This window comes from Nocardia sp. NPDC058244, from assembly GCF_042882065.1.
Taxonomy (GTDB): Bacteria; Actinomycetota; Actinomycetes; order Mycobacteriales; family Mycobacteriaceae; genus Nocardia.
This window is the reverse complement of the sequence record NZ_JBHVWX010000005.1, coordinates 430958-450205: the sequence shown is the minus strand read 5'-3', so window position 1 is coordinate 450205 and position 19248 is coordinate 430958. Positions and strand designations below refer to the sequence as shown.

The 19248-nt window shown below is 67.6% G+C and carries 22 protein-coding genes; 17 read left to right on the top strand and 5 right to left on the bottom strand.

Annotated elements, in window-relative coordinates:
- Positions 1-77 precede the first annotated feature (77 nt).
- From ACFVW6_RS18565 to ACFVW6_RS18550, 4 genes are all read left to right on the top strand, one after another.
- Complete coding sequence (locus tag ACFVW6_RS18565; protein ID WP_378829084.1) at positions 78-974, top strand: hypothetical protein; 897 nt, start codon at positions 78-80, stop codon at positions 972-974.
- A gap of 78 nt (positions 975-1052) precedes the next feature.
- Positions 1053-1481, top strand: a complete 429-nt coding sequence (locus ACFVW6_RS18560; protein WP_378829082.1) for a nitroreductase/quinone reductase family protein — start codon at positions 1053-1055, stop codon at positions 1479-1481.
- 593 nt (positions 1482-2074) lie between these two features.
- Positions 2075-3907, top strand: a complete 1833-nt coding sequence (locus ACFVW6_RS18555; protein ID WP_378829078.1) for an acyl-CoA dehydrogenase — start codon at positions 2075-2077, stop codon at positions 3905-3907.
- Positions 3908-3919: 12 nt separating this feature from the next.
- A complete protein-coding gene (locus tag ACFVW6_RS18550; RefSeq protein WP_378829076.1) occupies positions 3920-4204 on the top strand; it encodes a hypothetical protein in 285 nt (94 codons plus the stop codon).
- Between the two features lie 53 nt (positions 4205-4257).
- Here ACFVW6_RS18550 and ACFVW6_RS18545 read toward each other — a convergent pair whose 3' ends face one another.
- Positions 4258-5157, bottom strand: a complete 900-nt coding sequence (locus ACFVW6_RS18545; protein WP_378829075.1) for an SDR family NAD(P)-dependent oxidoreductase — start codon at positions 5155-5157, stop codon at positions 4258-4260.
- Between the two features lie 453 nt (positions 5158-5610).
- Here ACFVW6_RS18545 and ACFVW6_RS18540 point away from each other — a divergent pair, with 453 nt between their 5' ends.
- From ACFVW6_RS18540 to ACFVW6_RS18530, 3 genes are all read left to right on the top strand, one after another.
- On the top strand, positions 5611-6852 hold the full coding sequence (locus tag ACFVW6_RS18540; RefSeq protein WP_378829073.1) for an oxygenase MpaB family protein: 1242 nt from the start codon (positions 5611-5613) through the stop codon (positions 6850-6852).
- A gap of 50 nt (positions 6853-6902) precedes the next feature.
- Positions 6903-7199, top strand: coding sequence for a hypothetical protein (locus ACFVW6_RS18535; RefSeq protein ID WP_378829071.1), 297 nt, complete (start codon positions 6903-6905; stop codon positions 7197-7199).
- Between the two features lie 74 nt (positions 7200-7273).
- Positions 7274-8053: a hypothetical protein gene (locus ACFVW6_RS18530; RefSeq protein ID WP_378829068.1), complete on the top strand. Its 780-nt coding sequence runs from the start codon at positions 7274-7276 to the stop codon at positions 8051-8053.
- Between the two features lie 135 nt (positions 8054-8188).
- Here the strand turns inward: ACFVW6_RS18530 and ACFVW6_RS18525 are convergent, their stop codons facing one another.
- Both ACFVW6_RS18525 and ACFVW6_RS18520 read right to left on the bottom strand, forming a co-directional pair.
- The gene (locus ACFVW6_RS18525) at positions 8189-8599 is read right to left on the bottom strand and encodes a MarR family winged helix-turn-helix transcriptional regulator (RefSeq protein ID WP_378829066.1); all 411 of its coding nucleotides are present in this window, start codon (positions 8597-8599) and stop codon (positions 8189-8191) included.
- A 494-nt stretch (positions 8600-9093) separates the two neighbouring features.
- On the bottom strand, positions 9094-9270 hold the full coding sequence (locus ACFVW6_RS18520; protein ID WP_355272822.1) for a hypothetical protein: 177 nt from the start codon (positions 9268-9270) through the stop codon (positions 9094-9096).
- Here ACFVW6_RS18520 and ACFVW6_RS18515 point away from each other — a divergent pair.
- Positions 9263-9823 carry a hypothetical protein gene (locus ACFVW6_RS18515; protein ID WP_378829063.1) on the top strand — a complete coding sequence of 187 codons (561 nt, stop codon included), beginning with the start codon at positions 9263-9265 and terminating at the stop codon, positions 9821-9823. The two genes, ACFVW6_RS18520 and ACFVW6_RS18515, sit on opposite strands and share 8 nt — an antisense overlap.
- A 212-nt stretch (positions 9824-10035) precedes the next feature.
- Positions 10036-10587, top strand: coding sequence for a hypothetical protein (locus ACFVW6_RS18510; RefSeq protein ID WP_387792187.1), 552 nt, complete (start codon positions 10036-10038; stop codon positions 10585-10587).
- On the opposite strand, the gene ACFVW6_RS18505 is transcribed toward ACFVW6_RS18510, so the two are convergent.
- Positions 10584-10961 carry a winged helix-turn-helix transcriptional regulator gene (locus ACFVW6_RS18505; protein ID WP_378829059.1) on the bottom strand — a complete coding sequence of 126 codons (378 nt, stop codon included), beginning with the start codon at positions 10959-10961 and terminating at the stop codon, positions 10584-10586. The genes ACFVW6_RS18510 and ACFVW6_RS18505 overlap by 4 nt on opposite strands.
- A 49-nt stretch (positions 10962-11010) precedes the next feature.
- Between ACFVW6_RS18505 and ACFVW6_RS18500 the strand changes: the two genes are divergently transcribed.
- Together ACFVW6_RS18500 and ACFVW6_RS18495 are read left to right on the top strand one after the other, a co-directional pair.
- Positions 11011-11382: a DoxX family protein gene (locus tag ACFVW6_RS18500; RefSeq protein WP_378829056.1), complete on the top strand. Its 372-nt coding sequence runs from the start codon at positions 11011-11013 to the stop codon at positions 11380-11382.
- Between the two features lie 160 nt (positions 11383-11542).
- A complete protein-coding gene (locus tag ACFVW6_RS18495) occupies positions 11543-12541 on the top strand; it encodes a zinc-binding alcohol dehydrogenase family protein (RefSeq protein WP_378829054.1) in 999 nt (332 codons plus the stop codon).
- A 22-nt stretch (positions 12542-12563) separates the two neighbouring features.
- On the opposite strand, the gene ACFVW6_RS18490 is transcribed toward ACFVW6_RS18495, so the two are convergent.
- Entirely contained in the window at positions 12564-13439 is an 876-nt protein-coding gene (locus ACFVW6_RS18490) for a universal stress protein (RefSeq protein ID WP_378829052.1), read from the bottom strand.
- Positions 13440-13643: 204 nt separating this feature from the next.
- On the opposite strand from ACFVW6_RS18490, the gene ACFVW6_RS18485 reads away from it, so the two are divergent.
- The 6 genes from ACFVW6_RS18485 (at position 13644) to ACFVW6_RS18460 (ending at position 19188) form a co-directional block, all read left to right on the top strand.
- Positions 13644-14582, top strand: coding sequence for a CHAD domain-containing protein (locus ACFVW6_RS18485; protein WP_378829050.1), 939 nt, complete (start codon positions 13644-13646; stop codon positions 14580-14582).
- Between the two features lie 94 nt (positions 14583-14676).
- On the top strand, positions 14677-15582 hold the full coding sequence (locus tag ACFVW6_RS18480; RefSeq protein ID WP_378829048.1) for a universal stress protein: 906 nt from the start codon (positions 14677-14679) through the stop codon (positions 15580-15582).
- Positions 15583-15966: 384 nt separating this feature from the next.
- Complete coding sequence (locus ACFVW6_RS18475) at positions 15967-16998, top strand: ThiF family adenylyltransferase (protein ID WP_378829045.1); 1032 nt, start codon at positions 15967-15969, stop codon at positions 16996-16998.
- The gene (locus tag ACFVW6_RS18470) at positions 16995-17627 is read left to right on the top strand and encodes a GNAT family N-acetyltransferase (protein ID WP_378829043.1); all 633 of its coding nucleotides are present in this window, start codon (positions 16995-16997) and stop codon (positions 17625-17627) included. The genes ACFVW6_RS18475 and ACFVW6_RS18470 overlap by 4 nt, the downstream gene beginning before the upstream one ends.
- Positions 17628-17801: 174 nt before the next feature.
- Positions 17802-18776: a helix-turn-helix transcriptional regulator gene (locus ACFVW6_RS18465; RefSeq protein ID WP_378829041.1), complete on the top strand. Its 975-nt coding sequence runs from the start codon at positions 17802-17804 to the stop codon at positions 18774-18776.
- A 199-nt stretch (positions 18777-18975) separates the two neighbouring features.
- Positions 18976-19188 carry a helix-turn-helix transcriptional regulator gene (locus ACFVW6_RS18460; RefSeq protein WP_355272810.1) on the top strand — a complete coding sequence of 71 codons (213 nt, stop codon included), beginning with the start codon at positions 18976-18978 and terminating at the stop codon, positions 19186-19188.
- Positions 19189-19248 lie beyond the last annotated feature (60 nt).

Here is a 19248-nt window from a genome sequence, read left to right as displayed (position 1 = left end):
GGTGTCGGACCACCCGATACCCGACCCGCTCGACCGTACCGGCGCTATCGTGGAGGCACCCGTGGGGGAGGAACACGATGGTATCGGTGACCCTGTACCGCTATTCGTTCGATTTCCACTATGCGCTGACCGACCGGCAGCTGGCGGGTTTCGACCCGAGCCGGGCATTCGCCGAGATCTATGCGGTCGAGACGCCGGAAGGCCGGGACGAGCGCGGCTGGACCTGCCTCGACCGGAGGATCGCGATACACAGTGTCGGGGTCGATGCCACCGCCGAGGACGGCGCGACGTGGATCCGGGCCCAGACCGCAGCACTGGATGCATTGTGGATCGCCGAGCAGCAGCTCGTCCACGATCTCGGCATGCGGATCGAGGGCGGCTTCTCGCCCGGACTGCGGCGAGGTTCCGGGTGGTCGGCGGCTCGCCGCCGCAGCAGGGCGGCGTCATGGCAGGCATTCGGCGGACTCGACCGGCGGCTGTACGACATCGCCGCGCGCTATCGCCCCGTCCGCGAGCAGATCGAAGTCCGCGTGCGGGAGGCCGAGGCACGTGCCAAGGAGGAACAGGCACGACGCTGGAAAGCCCAGCGCGAGCGGGAAGAACGGGATGACCGCTTCGCCGCGCTGGCCGCCCGGACCAGATGGAGCTACCGCGTGACCGAAGCCGAGCGAACCGTTCATGTCTTCCGTGCCGACGACTCGACCCTGACCACCGGTGAACTGATCGACGAGCTCCAGCGCCCCACCCACCACCTGACCGGCTACACCGTGCACTGGGCCGCTGGTGATCGTGCCGAGATCGAAGATGTCAGCGGCGCGGATTTCACCACCTGGTGGGCGGTGGTGGCTCCCCGTCACTGGAACGATTCCCGGCGCGTCCCCACCCGCCCGCCGACCCGGTCCGGCCCCTCCATCGGCGGCCATTCCAGCTACGGCGGCTTCGACAGCTTCTCCTCCTGCGGTGGCGGCTTCTGATCCGACGGCCCAGCACTTTCGTCGCCGCGCCGCGGCGGTTCCGAGATCATCGAGGTGCCCGGCGGGAGAATCCGGACCATGAGCACACCCGAGGACTGGAACACCAGGATCATCGCCGAGTTCCGTGCCAACCAGGGCCGCGTCGGCGGCAACTTCGAAGGCGCCCCGATGGTGCTGGTCCACCACCTCGGCCGCAAAACCGGCCGTGAACTCGTCACCCCGATGATGTATCTGCCGGACGAACGCGACCCCGACACCATCTACGTCTTCGCCAGCAAAGCCGGCGCACCCTCCAACCCCGCCTGGTACTACAACCTCACCACGGCAGGCGCCGGCGACATCGAGATCGGCACCGACACCTACCCGGTCACCGTCGCCGAGGTGACCGGCGCCGACCGTGACCGCGTCTACGCCGAACAAGCCCGCCGCTATCCGGGATTCGCGGGCTACGCGGAGAAGACCGCCGGGATCCGCACCATCCCTGTCCTGGCCCTGCACCGCGCCTGACCTGGACCCGCGCGTGCTCGAGCGCGTGCGCCGGTGCCCGAAATAGTGCGACGAGTTCCCTTTGACCGAATTTCTTCACAAATGGTATGCCGAGCGTTCATTTCGGCCGTTGACCGGGCTTCTGGCTTTTATCGACAGATTCCGGTTGTGTGCCGAGGGTCTTTGCGCGATTATGGTGGACGTAGATTTTCTCGCTACCGATCTACATTGCGGCGAGACCGAAAATGACGCCGTCCGCATCGGCCAGTGGAGGTCGACGATCTCTTGGACGCTCGGGATCGCTACGTCGCGCGGATCATATCCGCCAGTGAATAGACAACGCGCACATGATATTTGGAATGGAGACACGACCAGGGCTGTCCCGCGAGCGAGTGTCGGCAGGTGAGCCGCACCGGTCGGAGCCCCCGTGCGGACACCGACGGCAAGGATGCGTCGGCCGGACCCGAAAATGATGTGTCCGGTATCACAGTACGTTTCTTGCTGGTTTCCTACGGTTTCGTTGCCGTAGGTTTCTCGGGTTACGGTTGCGTAGCACCCGGCCGAAGGGGATCGTTTCGACACGTTCGTCTGATCCTCGGAAAGGGAGTCGGCACATGGGGCATTACATCGCGAACGTGCGAGATATCGAATTCAATCTGTTCGAAGTACTGCGGGTGGATTCCGTCTTGGATTCCGGTGCCTTTCCCGACCTCGATGCCGACACCGCACGGGTGATGCTGCGCGAGGCCTGCGCCTTGGCCGAAGGGCCGCTGGCCGAATCGTTCGCCGCCGCCGACCGCAACCCGCCGACATTCGCGCCCGAGGAGCATCGCCTCGTGGTGCCCGAGGCGCTGGCCGCGACCGTGCGGGTGGCCAAGGACGCCGGATGGTGGCGGGTCGGGATGGCCGAAGGCGCGGGCGGCCAGCCGGCACCGGCGGCCCTGACGTGGGCGCTCAACGAGATCCTGAGTTGCGCCAACCCCTCGGCGGCCTTCTTCTACAGCCTCGGCCCGGCTATGGCGGATGTCCTGTACTCGGTGGGCACCGAACAGCAGAAGCACTGGGCCGCAGGCGGAATCGCGCGCGGCTGGTCGGCGACGATGGTGCTGACCGAGCCGGACGCGGGATCCGATGTCGGCGCGGGACGGACCAAGGCGATCGCCCAGCCCGACGGCACCTGGCACATCGAGGGCGTCAAGCGGTTCATCTCCGGCGGCGACGTCGGCGACACCGCCGAGAACATCTTCCATCTGGTGCTGGCGCGCCCCGACGGCGCGGGACCGGGCACCAAGGGCCTGAGCCTGTTCTACGTGCCGAACCACCTGTTCGATCCCGACACGCTCGCACTGCGCGAGCGCAACGGTGTCTTCGTGACCGGGGTCGAGCACAAGATGGGGTTGAAGTCCTCGCCGACGTGCGAACTCACCTTCGGCGGGCACGGCATCCCGGCCGTGGGATATCTGGTCGGCGACGTGCACGACGGCATCGCCCAGATGTTCAAGGTGATCGAGCACGCCCGGATGACCGTCGGCGTCAAGTCGGCAGGCACGTTGTCCACCGGCTACCTCAACGCGCTGGCCTACGCCAAGACGCGGGTACAGGGCGCCGACATGACCGAGATGCAGGACAAGACCGCTACGCGGGTACCGATCATCGCCCACCCCGACGTGCGACGCAGCCTGATGCTGCAGAAGGCCTACGCCGAGGGTCTGCGCGCGGTCTACCTCTACACCGCCGCCCACCAGGATGCCGTCGTCGCCCGCGCGGTCTCCGGTGCCGACCCGCGCATGGCCCATCAGGTCGACGATCTGCTGCTGCCGATCGTCAAGGGTGTGGGTTCGGAACGCGCGTACGAGCTGCTGACCGAATCACTGCAGACCTTCGGCGGATCCGGATACCTGCAGGACTACCCGATCGAGCAGTACATCCGGGACGCCAAGATCGACTCGCTGTACGAGGGCACCACCGCCATCCAGGCCCTGGACTTCTTCTTCCGCAAGATCGTTCGCGGACAGGGTGCCGCGCTGGGGCACCTCGCCGAGCAGATCGACCGCACCGTGAACTCCGGCTGTGAGGCCGTGAAATCGGATCTGGAACTGCTGGCCACCGCGCTGGCCGACGTCCAGGCCATGGCGGCCACGCTCATCGGCTACACGATGGCCGCCGCGCAGGACCCGCGCGAACTGTACAAGGTGGGGCTCGGCTCGGTGCGTTTCCTGCTGGCCGTCGGTGACCTGCTGATCGGCTGGCGGCTGCTGGTGCAGGCCACCGTCGCCGACGCCGCGCTCACCACCGGCGCGACAGATCGTGATGTCGCCTTCTATCGCGGAAAGCTCGCCGTTGCCTCGTTCTTCGCCCGCAACGTGCTGCCCCGCCTCACCGCGACCCGCACCGTCCTGGCCGAGCTGGACCTGTCGGTGATGGACCTCGACGAAGCCGCCTTCTGAGGACCGGAACCGATGAGCGGCTACTCGATCCTGTGCCCCGAGGACGAAGCGATCATCGACTTCGCCCTGCGGCTGCAACCCCTCGGCGGACCATCGAACGAGGCGATCCGCAGCGCTTTCGCCCTCTCGCGCGGGCAATTCCGGGCCAGGGTGCGCGAGATCCTCGACGACGCGGGGCCCGGTCGAGGTGAGCCCGTGGTGTACGCCGCACGGGCTCTGCTGGACGAGTACTTCGAGCCCGACGAATCCCGTCCGCCCGAGGTACTCGCCGACGCGCGGCCGCGGTCGACCCGCTGATCCCTTCGGTGCGTATGCCGACACCGGCATACGCACCTGCGCGCAGTGAGCGCTCAGTCGAACAGATCGAGCAGCGAACCCTCGTTGGCCGTGCCGATGATGCCGACCGGCTTGCTGCTCGCGTCGTCGAGGATCGCCTCGAGGTTCGCCTGGATGTCCTCCGGGGTGGCCTCGGTGTCGGTGTACCCGGCGTTCATCGTGAGCGCGAAGCGCTGCATCAGGCCACCCTGGCTGAGCAGGGTCTCGCCGGTGATGGAACAGTCCTCGTGCGCGAGGTAGGCGACGGTCGGGGAGACCATCGCGGTGGTCATCGTCTTCTCGAGCATCTTCTTGAGGTCGTCGGGGATCTCCGCCTCCGCCGCCATGCGGGTGTAGGCGGTGGGGGCGATCGCGTTCACCCGGATGCCGACTTTGAGCGCTTCCATGGCGAGGGTGCGGGTGAAGGAGAAGACGGCGCCCTTGGACGCGACGTACGCGCTCTGCTGTTCGAAGCCGACCAGCGTCGGCGACGCGGTGTTGACGACCCGCCCGGCGCCGGAAGCGATGAGATGGGGCCAGGCGGCGGCCGTCACGGCGGCGGTCCCGAGGAAGTTGACCTCCATGTGCTGGCGGATGCCCTCGATCGCCTCCGGGCCGAAGGGCGTCATGTGATTGATGCCGGCGTTGTTGACGAGGATGTCGAGACGGCCGAAGGCGTCGATCGCGGTCTGCACGATCGCCTCGGCACCGGTCGACACGCTGTCGTAGTTCGCGACGGCCTTGCCGCCCGCCGCGATGATCTCGGCGACCACGTCGTCGGCCGGGGAGGTGTCGGACCCGTTGCCCGCGGCGGAGGATCCGAAGTCGTTGACTACCACCGATGCTCCTCGCGAAGCCAGCAGCAACGCGTGCGAGCGGCCGAGTCCCCGGCCGCCGCCCGTGACTATGGCGACCTTCCCGTCGAAACGCAACATGGTCTCTCACTTCCCTCCATGCGTGGCATGGACGACAGGTCGATGGGACGCAGAGGCAACCCACCGAGTTAAATATATTTAATAGTATATGTCGACCAGGTGTCGGTCGCGCAAGAGGGTGAAATCGGCGGCAGTGCGAGCCGGAGGGGAGAGCGCGCCCAGCAGCGCTAGCGTGTGAACCGGGACGCGAGGCGTTGTAAGTTACTCTGCGTTTCGGCAACTCGCGATGGTTGCGCAATGATGGGCGAACGGGCTGATGGGCGTTTCGCCAGAAAATCTCCGATTGTCACCTGGATGCATGGCAAGAGTTTGCCTGTTGAAGGGCGTGACCCGGAATCGTGCCCCGCCGCTCTCCGCAGTGTTAAGTTAATATTCATTCCGTCAGAATCGATGGGTTGAAGCTCATCGTGCTACGACGGTCGGGTTGCTTGATACTCAATGAGGAGTGGCGCCATGGATGCACTGAACAGGCGCGATGCAATGAAATTCGGCGGGATGCTGGGGGTGGCGGGCGCCTTCGCTCTGGCCACGCCCACACGCGCGGAGCCGTGGAGCTGGTCACCGGGAGGATCCATCGCGGGCTCCGGCTCCGGCGCGGATCCGATGACGGTGTGGGATCCCGAAGCCGATGCCCTGGTCCCCGGTCTGATCGAGCGGGGCGACGTCCCCCGCGTCAACGAACTGCTCCGGACCTGGAAGACCAACGGACAACCACTACCGGCCGGCTTGCCCGCCGACCTCCGGGATTTCATGGAGGACGCGCGCAGGCTGCCACCCTGGACCGACCCCGGCAAGCTCGACGCGGCGATCCAGTTCAACAAGAAGCGGGGCCTCTACCTCGGGGTGCTGTACGGATTCGCCAGCGGCATGATGAGCACCGTCATTCCCAAGGAGGCCAAGGCGGTCTACTACTCCAAGGGCGGGCACGATCTCAAGGACCGCATCACCAAGACCGCCAAGCTCGGCTACGACATCGGCACCGCGAATTCGTATGCCCCCGATGGGGAAATGATCGTCACGTGCGTCAAGACCCGGCTGGTGCACGCCGCGGTGCGGCACCTGCTGCCGCAATCGCCGCACTGGGTGCACTCCGCCGACGAAGACGTCCCGATCAGCCAGAACGACATCATGGTCACCTGGCACAGCCTGGCCACCACGGTGATGAAATACCTGCTCTCGTGGAACGTGCCGATGCCGGCGAGCGAGTCCGAGGGCTTCCTGCACTCCTGGCAGGTGGCCGCGCACCTGCTCGGTGTCAGGGACGAGTACATCCCGAACTCCTGGCCGGAGGCGAACGGTCAAGCCGCGCAGGTTCTCGACCCGATCCTCGCGGTGACGCCCGAAGGCGTCAAACTCGCCGACCGGCTGCTGGGACTGGGCGCCAACATCGACTTCGCCATCCTGAGCAAACCGATCCTCGGCGCGTTCACCCGCTTCCTGCTCGGTGACACCATCGCCGACGGCCTGGCCATCCCGCGCGAACCCGTCTGGGATCCGTTGCTGCGGGTCAGCTGGGGGCCGTTCATCGGGGTGCGCGAGGGCCTGCTCACCGTGGTCCCGCCGATCGGCGATCCGTACTGGCTGCTCGACGAGTTCCTGCGCAAGGCGGCCCTGATCTACCTGGCCGAACTGCGCATGCCGATCAGCATCGAGATCCCGACGATGAACCGCGACATGAGCAGGCCGCACCGCTGACTTGTGTCCTGTCCCGCTGTTCCCCTCCCTCGAAGTAAAGGAGACGCACGATGCGTCCATCGCTCCTTCTCGCCGCTGCCGCTCTCACCTCGGCAGCCGTTGTCGGCGCCGCACCGAACGCGGCAGCGCAACCGACCGGTCTCGTCGCGGACGCGGGCACCGGTTCGTCGGTCGTCGACTCTGCCTCCAGGGCAGCGCAATCCGCGGTCGAACTCGCTCAGCGGGGTGATCTCATCGGACTCGTCGTGCTGATGGCGATCACCCCGATCCAGATGGTCACCGGAGGTGTGTGCGACCTGGTCGTCGGCGCGGGGTCGTCCAATCCCTGCAGTCCCACCCGGTACTGAGGGCACGTCGGAATCCACCGCCGGGTCGACGAGTCGTCTATCCCGTCTGGGGCGACCGGGCCGGTGGGCGCGCGATGGACGGAATCGAGCGCGATGTCGTCGGAGGTGGCGTCTTCGGCGACAGTCGTGGCACGGTCGTCGTCGAGGGCTGTGCCGATGTGGTTGCCGGTGGCGGGGTGGAGAACGTCGGCGACGCGGACGTCGTGGTCGAACCGGCCGGGACCGTGGTCGTCGTGGTGCCGGTCGGCGTGGGTTTCGTGGTGGTCGGCGTCGCGGTGCTGGTCGATGGATCGGTCGTCACCGTGCTCAGACCAGGGGTGACCGTGTCCGTCGTTGTCAGGGGGACAGTCACCGTGGACGTCGAGGTCGTCGTTACCGTGCCCGGTTCCTGCGTAGTGGATGTGCTCTCGAGCGAAATGCTCGCCGTGGCGGAGAAACTCGCACTCACGGAGATCACGGTCGAGTTTTCCGGGGCGGTCCCGGTCGGTGCGACCGTCGGTGTTTCCGTCGAACTCTCCGCGCTTGTCGGGGCGGGATCGGTGGTCGGTGTGTCGCCGCCGATGTCGCCCGGGGTGACGTCCTCGCTCGGGAGGTCGTCGGCCGCGCTCGGGGGCGGCGCGGCGGCCGCACTTCCGGCCACGGTGGTATCGGGCGGGGTCACCGTGGAAGCGGACAGTCCTACGGCCGGTGCGCACGAGAAGGTCGTCGCCTCGTTCGCCCGGAGCGGCGCGTCCGAGTCCGCCCGGACGGCGAGCGTCGTCCCGATCGCGGTGGCGACCAATGCCGCCGCCACGCCCGCGCGCGTCAGTTGTCGACGAAAACGGTCGGCTGCTGATGTCGTGGCGGGTCGGTGATATCGCTGGAGAACTGTCGGTTCGCGGTCCGGCTCCGTCACCGGTTCTTCGGTGTTGTCGACGTGGGGCATCCAGCTCCTGCTTTCTCCGCGGAACTGTGCCGACCGTGATTATCGTGGTCGGCGTGGGTGAGTGTCAGGGATTCGAATAGGGATCGACCTCGCGCAGCCGTTGCCGGTGAATTCGCTGCAACTCGCCGGCGCGGGTGAGAAAGTCGGCGATTGTTTCGAGTTCGGCGGTGTCGTAATAGCTCAGCAGCATCTTGTAGCTCTCGACGATCATCGGAACGACGAGTTCCTGTACGCGATGGGCCGCGAGTTCGGTGGCCATCACGATCACGCGACGACGATCGGTCGGGTGCAGCGAGCGGGCGATATAGCCTTGCTTCTCCAGCCGGTTGAGCATGATCGTGACACCGGCGGAGGTGAGTCCGAGCCGTTCGGCCAGCATGCCGGGCGTTGTGGACTTCTCGTCTTCCAACAGCACGATCTCCAGGGCGCGCCTATCGGTCTCGTTCACGCCGAGAACTCTGATCACCTCGCGCATCAGGTCCTCGACGGATCCGTGGTAGAAATCCAGCGCTCGGGTGAGCTCGGCCGGGATCCTGGCGGGTTCGCTTGTTGTCTGGCACACAGGCTTTCCCATCGGCGATCAGAGTGTGCTCGATCGCCGGGCGCCCGATGCCGGCCGGGGATGTCGGGGTGTGAAATCGGGCATGGTGGCTCCTGTCAATCGATCGACCGGCAGCTCGGACCCGTGGCTGACGAACATCACGAAAAGCGGCACTTGCTCCGGCCGTCGGAGCGTTCGTGGCGGTGCCGGACATGCACTGTACGACATGGTCGCGGACGTGAACCCGCGCATCGAAATATTCGGTCGAAGTGGTCACAATGCACCAAACACGAAGTGGGGCAATCACTATCGGAATCCGGAGGCGCCGGGCACGGGTCGGGCGAGGTCGGACCGGGTCACTCGCGCGACCCGGTCCGGAGGTGTTCGCCGCAGGCCGGACGTGCCGACGCCTGCGTTCATGCGCGGGCTCAGGTCACATTGGTGGTGGTGAGGGTCGGGGACGGGTTCGGGTAGCACGCCGTCGCGACGTTGCCGACGAAGGAGACGTTGGTCGTCATCGTCATGCCGGGACTGGTGTAGCTGGTCCCCGCGTACTTACTGGTGATCGGCGTTCCCGCGGCGCCCGCGGTGACGTTGATGGTCACCGCGGGCGGAGTGAAACTGGTGCCGCCCGCGATCGGACCCGGCACGGTCAGCACGACATTCCCGCCCGACGTCGAGACCGAGCCGGCCACGGTACCCCCGGAGGCGGTCGCCGAGACCAATGTCGAATTCGCGGGCGTCGGAATGGTCATCTTCAGGTTGCTGATGTTGTTCACGGTGAAGCCGGACGCCGAACTGGGAACCGACGAGGCGCCCGGCGTGATCGTGATGGCCACCGCGGAACCCGACGCCGCCGAGCCCGGCGCCGTGCCGGTCACCGACGTGTTCATGCTCGAGGTCTGGCCGATGCCGAAGATGGTGCCGCGGCAGCTCCAATTCACGCTGACCGGGGCGGCATTCACCGGTGCGGCCAAGCAGAATACGGTGGCGACGGCCACCGGAGCGAGAAATCCGGCGCGAAAGAGGGAAGAGGTCGAGCTCATGGCGATCTCCAGAAATATCGAGCAGCGGTGTGACGGGTTGTCGGGCCGCAATTGGGTGTTCAAAAAATATAGCCCGCCGTGCTCTTTCTGTGGTCGAAATCGAGAATCCTAACATGTCGGAATTATTATTATTTGCAATTAGATATTTACTCTGAATAGTTAATTCCGGAAAGCTTTCGAATTGTTCGCCGGGGCCGGACCGGTAGGATCGCAGCGGTCGGCGTAGGTGCCAGGCCGCCGAGGCGCGACTGTCGCGGATCCCGAAGTGCCGCTACCGAACCGGAGGCCTTGCTGATGACCGAGCGTCCCGACGCCTTCCCGGCCATGGATCCGGTGACGAGAGCCGAGGGTGCGTCTCGACGCCCGCCTCGTCGGTGGTTCTGGCCGGTCCTGGCGCTCGTGACGTGCGGGGCTCTGCTGTGGGGCTGTGCCTACACGGTCGTCAGCCCGCGGCTGGACACCGACCTGACCGCCGCGGAGTCGCAACGGCTCATGGAACGGCGTGGGATACGGATACCCTACTTGTTCGAATTGGTCCGGATGCGCCGCTTCGGCTGTCCGCCGCTGGCCGGGATGTGCGGCTATGTCGGCAGCTATATCGCGCCGGCGGAACGATTTCCGAACTACCGATCGATATTCCCGGATCCGACCTACCACCAGCCGCTGCGCCCGGTGACCTGTGCCGAGCTGACGCGGCAGGTCGGTTTCGGGCCGGGCACGAGGACCGGCGACAACGACTGGAAGTTCGACTGCGCGAACGCGATCGAGCTGTTCGCCAGCACGCCCTACGGCAATCTGGTGAACGACTACCCCGAGATCACGATCGCTCGTGACGCACGATTCGCCGTCATCTACATCTACTCCCGCCCGAGCTAGCCGACCGTCTCGTCGACGCTCGCGGTCGCCTCGTGGAAGGCGACGACCGCTTCGCCGTTGGTTCTCGCCCACTCGGTGAGCTGTCTGATGGGCTCCTCCAGGGTGCGCCCGAGTTCGGTCAGGCCGTACTCCACGCGCGGCGGCGCTTCGGCGTACGCGCGCCGTTCGACGAGCCCGTTGACCTGGAGGCGGCGCAGGGTCTGCGTCAGCACCTTGCGTGAGACGCCGCCGATCAGTGCGGCCAGCTCGCCGTGGCGCAGGGGGCCGTCGCTCAGCGCGAAGAGCGTGACCACGGCCCACTTGCTGGCGATGATCTCGATGGCCATGCGGGCGGGGCAGTCTGCGAGGAACACGGTTCCGGGGCGGAGGCTCATCAGCCGAAGGGTACCTATTGGTACCTATCGGGTCCCTACCTTCGAACGCATGCTGCACGAAAGTTTCCCCCTGTTCATCGTCTACGCCGTCGTCGCTACCCTGATGGCGGTGGTGCTCCTGGCTTCCGCCGGAGCCAAATTCACTCGGCCTCGGCGACTCGTCGATCAGATGTCCACTCTCGGTCTGCCGTACCGCGTGTTGCCGTTCCTCGGCATCGCCCAGATCGCCGGGGCCGGTGGTCTCGTTGTCGGATTCTGGTGGTGGCCTGTCGGCGTCGCCGCTGCCGTCGGCTTGGTGCTGTATTTCCTCGGTGCCGTCGCCGCGCACTTGCGCGTCGGTGACTACCGGGGAGCTCTCCCCGCGACCGTCCTCACCGCCGTCGCCGTCGTTCTCGCCGCGGCATGTTCGGCAACCCTGTGACTGTGTCTGCGTCCGGTCCGGCAGCAGCGGACCTCCTGCGGGTGGACGAGGGGGTGCGCCGAGGAATGGGTGACTTCCCTGCGCGGCTCCACACGCGGTCGTGTGTGGCGTGCCAGGCTGGATACCAGCAGGCTCGGCAGATCGAGGGAGCGGCGAGATCATGCGTGCATGGCGAGTGGAACACCCCGGTCCGGTCGGTTCGGCGCCCTTGCGACTCGGACACGAACCGATTCCGGTCCCGGCCGCCGGTGAACTGCTGGTGCGGGTGCTGGCGTGCGGGGTGTGCCGGACCGATCTGCACGTCGTCGAAGGCGACTTGCCGGTGCATCGACGGCACGTGACACCGGGACACGAGGTGGTCGCCGAGGTCGTGTCGGTCCCGGACGGCGGGACGAGCTTCGCGGTCGGAGACCGAGTCGGCGTTCCCTGGCTGCGGTCGACCTGCGGCCGGTGCCGGTACTGCCTGCGTGGTGCGGAGAACCTGTGTCCGCGGTCGCTCTACACCGGCTGGGACGCCGACGGTGGATATGCCGAATTCGTCACCGTCCCGGTCGATTTCGCGCTGTCCTTGCCGACGGGCTACCGCGACGACGAACTGGCGCCGCTGCTGTGCGCCGGCATCATCGGCTACCACGCGCTGGTGCGGGCCGAAGTCCCGGCAGGGGGAGTGCTCGGCATCTACGGCTTCGGCGGCAGCGCGCATCTCACCGCGCAGGTCGCGCTCGCCCGGAGCGCGCGGGTGCATGTGATGACCAGGGACGCGGCGGCCCGGGAACTGGCGCTGAGCCTGGGGGTGGATTCGGTGCAGGGCGCCGCGGCCGCGCCGCCCGAGCCGCTGGATGCGGCGATTCTGTTCGCCCCGGTGGGCGACCTCGTGCTGCCCGCGATGGCGGCACTGGATGCCGGTGGCACGCTGGCCGTGGCCGGCATCCACCTCACCGATGTGCCGCCGCTGAACTATCAGCGACATCTGTTCCGGGAGCGCCAGATTCGCTCCGTCACCTCGAACACCCGGGCGCAGGCCGCGGAGTTCCTCACGCTGGCGCAGGAACGTCGGCTGGTCGTGACGACGCACCGCTACGCACTCGATCACGCCGACCGCGCGTTGAGCGATCTGTCCCTCGGCCGTTTCGACGGTGCGGCGGTCTTGGTGCCGTGATCGGATCCGTCGAGCACACCGATCAGCGGTGATCGTTGAGGCGGGCGATGATCAGCGGTTCTTCGGCGCCGTGCAGCACGGTCTGGGCAACCGAACCGAGGCTCATTCCGGCGAACCCGCCACGGCCGTGGCTGCCGACGACGATCAGCCCGGCGCCGGCGCCTGCCGCGAGTATCGCTCGGGCCGGGCGATCCTCGACAACCAACCGTTCGACCACTACCTCGGGGTATTTCTCCGCGTATCCCGCGAGGTTTTCCGCGAGCACCGCTTCGGCCGCGGCCTGCATCGTCGAGCGTGCGTCGTACCGGTAGAACTCCGACCAGGCGTGCACGGCGACCAGGCGGACATTGCGGCGTGCTGCCTCGTCGAACGCGATCGCTACCGCGTCGACGCTGCACGGTGACCCGTCGACACCGACTACGACGGGACCGTCCACCGGCGCCGCCGATTCCGGGATCACGGCGACCGGGCATCGAGCGTGCCGGGCGATCGAAGTGCTGACCGATCCGAGCAAGGTGCGGCGAAAGGCGCCGAGCCCTCGGCTTCCGACGACCACCAGGCGCGCGGAGTCGCTGTGTCGCCGGAGCACTGTGACGGCCGAGGCCAACACGATCTCGGTGGAGATCGTGATATCCGCGATCGGTGCGGCGATGTCGGCTGCCTCCGCGAGGGCGCCGGCCACGACGGACTCGCCGTGCTTGCGCAGCGCGTCGAGGTCGTAGAGCGGGCCCGTCACGCCCGGCCCGTAGTCGACCGGGACGTCGGCCGCGTAGACGATCCGCAACGGCACGCGGTGGTGTGCGGCGTAGTAGGCGGCCCAGTGCAGCGCCTGGCGGGACTGTTCCGAGCCGTCGGCACCGACGACGACCGGCTGCTTCGGGCTTGCGGGAATGGTCATGACCTGTTCCTTTCCGTTTCTGCCACTGTGCGCCGAGTGCACCGCCGGGCGGCAGGGTCACAGGACCCACGCCGGTGGGTCCTTGGTCGTGGCGGTCGGCTACCGAGGTCGTGGATCTACGGGGCGAACGGCACTGGGGGGAGGAACCGGAGGGGTGAAGAGTGGAGACAGGTATCCACTCCGTACTTCGAGGCAGGTTCGACGATGAGCACCGAGACCCGAGCCGCCGACGGCGCGTCGGAACAATCGCGGGTGAGTCGGCTGCTGGCGCAGTACCTGCACACACAGCGGGAATCGATCATGAACGGGCAGATCACGATCGACCCCGACGACCCCGACGCCGTCGTCGAGCTGGTGATCGCCGCGCGGCGTGCGCGCGGCGCGCTCGGCGCGCACCGGCCCGCCGTCCGCCACCGGTCCGAAGTCCGCAGGCTGATCGAGGAGCTGCGCTGGTTCGGCATCAGCGTGGGCGCCGCGCACGAACTGCGGACCCAGTCCGCGCGCCTGCGCGCCGCGGTGGACGTGCTGCGGCCGCGCTACCTGCGCGGCCCGGTGCGGGCGAGAATGACGGAGTACTTCGATACGCGGACGAAGCCGGCCTGGACGGCCGCCCGCGACCTCCTCGCGTCGCCCCGCTTCCCGACCATGATCGAGGACCTGGCCGCGGCGGAGAGATTGCTGCGGGCGGGCGCGGTGCCGGGGATCGATGATCCGGACAATCCCGGGGTGCTGGCGGCCCTGCTGGAGCGGGTCCGGCTGCGGATGCGGGCGATCGAATCGGCCAGGGACGAGGATGCCGCCGACGCGGCGATGCACGCACTGCGCAAAGCCATCCGGCGCACCCGCTATTACCTGGAATCCGTGCACGATCTCGACCCGACGCGCAGTACGCAGGCCGCCGACGGGCTGATCGCCGTCCAGGACCTGCTCGGTGACCATCAGGACGCGGTGGTCGCCAAGCATCACCTGGTCCAGCTCACCAGAGAAGCGGAGAACGCGGGGGAGCCGACTTTCACCTACGGGTTGTTGCTGCAGCGCGAGATCGACCGCACCGCGGAGTGCGCGGCGGCCCTGCCCGACCTGTACTGGCGAGCGCTGCGCACGGTGCGGGTGATGGCCGACGTGCCCGCCGCGACCCACTGACGCCGACGTCGTCCCCTGCGCCCGGACCTTGTTCGGACCTGGCTCGACAGCGAACCGGCGCGGTCGGGTCGACCCGACGACGAAAGGAATGACGATGACCGACGAGAAGCCACGGTCCACCGACCATCGTGCCCGGCCCGTGCTGGCCGCGGTCGACGGGTCGGCGACCTCCTATCAGGCCGCCGTGTGGGCGGCAGCGGAGGCGGCGCTGCATCACCTGCCACTGCACATCCTGACCTCGGGGGCACTGCAGACCGGGTTCGGACCCGGCATGTCGCTGGGGGAGGCCGACCTCGAATGGCTGCGGGCCGACGCCGAGCGAGTGGTCGGTGAAGCCGAGCGGGTCGCCCGCGCCGCGGTCCCCGACGCGGACCTCGCGATCACCACCGAGGTCGCGTTCGAACTGGCGGCGCCGCTGCTGATCGACCGTTCGATGTCGGCGGAGATCCTGGTGGTCGGCAGTCGTGGCCTCGGTGCCCTTCAGCGCGGACTGCTCGGGTCGGTCGGTCGCGCGGCGGCTCAGCACGCGCACTGCCCGGTGGCCGTCATCCACGGCATCGCGGCGATCGATCCGGTCTCCGCCGCGCTGCCGGTGCTGGTCGGCGTGGACGGCACCGCCAACAGTGTGCCGGCGGTCGAGCTCGCGTTCGACGAGGCGGCGCGCCGCAAGGTCGCACTGGTCGCGCTTCACGCGTTCAGCGACTCCAGCGATCTGGATCTGCCCGCGTTCGGATGGGAAGTCGGCAGGCAGTCGGCCGAGGCGGACCTCGCCGAAACCCTCGCCGGCTACGCCGAACGTTACCCGGATGTGCCGGTGCGGCGGATCGTGGTCGCCGATCGTCCCGTGCGCTCGCTGGTCGACGAGGCGGCTTCGGCGCAACTGGTGGTCGTGGGCAGCCACGGCCGCGGTGGCTTCTCCAGCATGCTGCTCGGCTCCACCAGCAGCGCGCTGCTGCACTCGGTGGAGACCCCGACGATTGTCGTCCGCGCCCGACACTAGATCCGAATCGATGCTTGCGGGATTATCGCGAGACCGACCATCAGCGGCGCAAAGGGTTCGCCCGTCGCGGCAGCTATCTTGGTCATAGTTCCAGTTTGGGCGGGGTTTTGCCGCGCCATGCCGGTGGACCGAAGATGTGTTAGCTGAAAGTGTGCTGTATGTATTGTTTGCGCGTCCTGGTCGACAGGGGCGAGCGGGTGTCCGTTCGTCTCACGAGGGTCGGAGGTTCGCGCGCACATGGTTCGGTACACCTCGGTTCCGCGCCCGGCGGTTCTCACGCCCGGCGCCGCAACATCGCATTCCCGCCCGGTGCTGCTCGATGCGTCGAGTCCGGAGGGACTGCGAGACCTGGCAGCGTTGGCGGCGTCGAGTTCGGTCGGTGCCGTGCACGACACGATCGAAGATCAGCTCGATGAACTGATCCGCTGCGAGGACCCCGCCGTCGCGCATTCGGCGGACTCGCTGGCGGCGGCCCGTCAGCGGATCTGTGGCGGAACGCCGTTGTGGCGGTGGGGAATCTGGGTGTTCTATCCGTGGCACGGTCGGCTGGTGCATGTGCTGCCGCGCGACGAATTCCGGCGTGTGCGCACCGACCGGAATCGCAACAAGATCGACCGCGCGCAGCAGCGAGAGCTGCGCGAGCGGCGGATCGGTGTCGTCGGGCTGTCGGTGGGGAACAGCGCGGCGGTGACGCTGGCGATGGAAGGGGTCGGCGGATCGTTCCGGTTGGCCGACTTCGACACCGTCGGGCTGTCGAATCTGAACCGGCTGCGGGCCGGTGTCGATGATCTCGGGGTGCACAAGGCGGTACTGGCGGCGCGTCAGATGTTCGAGATCGACCCGTATCTCGACATCGAGGTGTTCCCGGACGGGCTGACCGAGGAATCGATCGGACCGTTCTTCGACGGCGTGGAAGGCACCGGGCCGCTGGATCTGTTGGTGGAGGAATGCGACACCGTGTGGGCGAAAGTCGCTGCCCGTGAATACGCGCGGCACCGCGCCGTGCCGGTATTGATGGACACCAACGATCGTGGCCTGTTGGACGTGGAACGCTTCGATCTCGAACCCCATCGCCCGCTGTTCCACGGCCGCACCGGTGGGTCGACCGCGTCCGATGTCGCGAGAATGACTCGGGGTGAACAACTGTCGCTGCTGCTGACCGTGGTCGACGAGCCGCGGCTGAGTCCGACGATGCGTGCCGCCGTCGGTGAGATCGGCCGGAGCCTGTCCAGCTGGCCGCAACTCGCCTCCGGCGTGATGCTCGGCGGCGCGCTGGTGGCCGATACGGCGCGCCGGATCCTGCTCGGCGAGCACGTCCCGTCGGGGCGAACCTATATCGACCTCGACGAGCTCATCCCCGCGGTGAGCCCGTGGACGGCTCCGGAATTCGCGCGCGTGATGGAGGAAGTCCGTTGACGATCGACCTGCGCGACGTGGAACTGGCCGGCCCGCGGCTGCGGCTGCGGGATCTGCGTGCCGGTGACCTGAGCGTCTATCAGCGGATCTTCACCGACCCGAACCTGACCCGATATATGGGCACCGACAGTATGGGTGTCCCGGCGGCGGCCGCGTCGTTCGACGCCGCGCTGCGCTCGCGCGGGGAGACCCCGCGGCGCAAGTACACCCTGGCGATCACGGCACCCGACGCGGACACCATGGTCGGCACCATCGGCCTGTTGGTCGAGGACTTCGGCAGCAACGCGATGATCGGCGGGCTGGTGGTGATCCCCGAAGGTGCGCTGCGGGCGGGTGGCATCGAGGCGGGACGGCTCATGGCGGCCTTCGCCTTCGGGCCGCTCGGGATCCACCGGGTCTGGGCGGGGCACCGGCACGATCACCCGGTGATGGACCAGGTGATGTCGGGAGTGGGCTTGACACCGGAAGCGCGGCTGCGACAGCTCTACCGAACCCAGGGCCGATGGCGTGACGTGTGCACCTATGCGGCCGTGCGGCCGGAATGGGCGGCGACAGCGACACCCGCCGAACGTCGAATCCTGGCATTACGGTCAACCGCGGCAAGGGGACACGCGGTCGCAGGTCGGTGAAGCCGGGGTGGAACCCTGCCGAATCGGGCTCCGGGCGCGTCATTGCGCGATAACATCGCCGACTACAGGCCGCGGGCAATCGCCTCGGTCCGATGTGCCACCACCCGAGACGCGTAACGGCCGGTGACGGGAGGGCCTCCACCGCCCGGCGAGAATCCGAAGTGGAGATCGTCCATGGCAGTGCTGATCGACTCCGACTATTTCGCTCCGGCGGACCGGCGGGAGGCGGTCACCGCCATCCTGCAGGAAGCCGATCTCGGGGCGAACCTGCAGATGTGGGACGCGCCGGCGGAGGTGGTCAGCCGGCACCAATCGTGGATGCTGGGTCCGATCGCGCTCACCCGCTCGGAGGTCTCCGGTCACCAGGTCCGCCGAACGAGCCGACACGAGCGATCCACGCCCAGCGACACTTTGACGGTGACCGTGCAGAGCGGACAGCTCCGCAGGCACGAACAATTCGGCGCGCAAACGCTGATCGAACCCGGCGCCTGCGAAGTGATCGACCTGGCCACCACCTTCGCCTCCGGCTGGTACGGCCTCGGCGGCACGTTGTGTTTGCAGCTGTCCCGGCAGCGCCTCGGCATCTCGGTGGAAACGGTCGCCGCGGCGCACGGGCGGCTGGCGGCGTCGCCGCTGTACCCGATGGTCACGGCGCAGATCGAGCATCTCGTCCGGGTCGCCGACCAGCTCGAGGCCGATCCGGCCGCCGCCTCGGTGGGCGAGTCGTGCCTGGAAATGGTTCGGGCGCTGTTGATCTCGGCGGCAGGCCGCGGTCCGGGTGACGGCGCCGCCATCCCGGACCAGCTGCTGATCGAGCAGATTCTCGGGTATGTGCGGACCCACCTGTCCGATTCGACCTTGAAGATCCCCGGGATCGCCGCCGCCAACAATATCTCCGTCCGGCACCTGTACAAGGTGTGCGCCCAGTCGGGAATCAGCCTCGAGCAGTGGATCATCGAACAACGCCTGGTCCGGGCCCGCGACATGCTGATCGACCGCGGTTACGCGCACCGATCCATCGCCGCGGTGGCCGGCGCCGTGGGCTTTCGCGACCCCGCCCACTTCGCCCGCCGATTCCGCGAAACATTCGGGATGACGCCGCGTGACTGGCGCCGCAGCGCCACCGCCGCGGACACCCCATCGGAATAGCCGACGTCTGGTGCGCGGCGGGCGCTCGAGTTTGTGCGTGCACAGTCAGTTGCCGTGCAGTCACAGTCTCTTTCGACAGTGGATTCGCCCTTATCGTTCGAATGTGGCTGCGCGAGACCGCTTCAGGAGTGCGAGTGTTCGCCGACGGACACCCGCCGCCGATGCGGTCCGCCGAGGGCATCGAGAGAGAGGGGAGACCATGTCCACGATCGGTAAAGCGATTCGGGCGGCGAGGATGGCCTCCGGGTTCACGCAGGCGGAACTGGCCGACTGGATCGGGATCAGGGACGGCAACCAGATCAGCCGGTGGGAGCGCGATGTGGTGACACCCAGCGCCGACAGTGTCGGCGAGTTGAAGAGGGTTCTGGGGGTGCGCCTGGACAGCTCGTCCGGCGATACGGTGTCGTGCTGATCCGCGCCGAGGCGCGACGGCGGGGTCGAATCCCGGCGCGCGGAAAGGACCGCGTGTTGG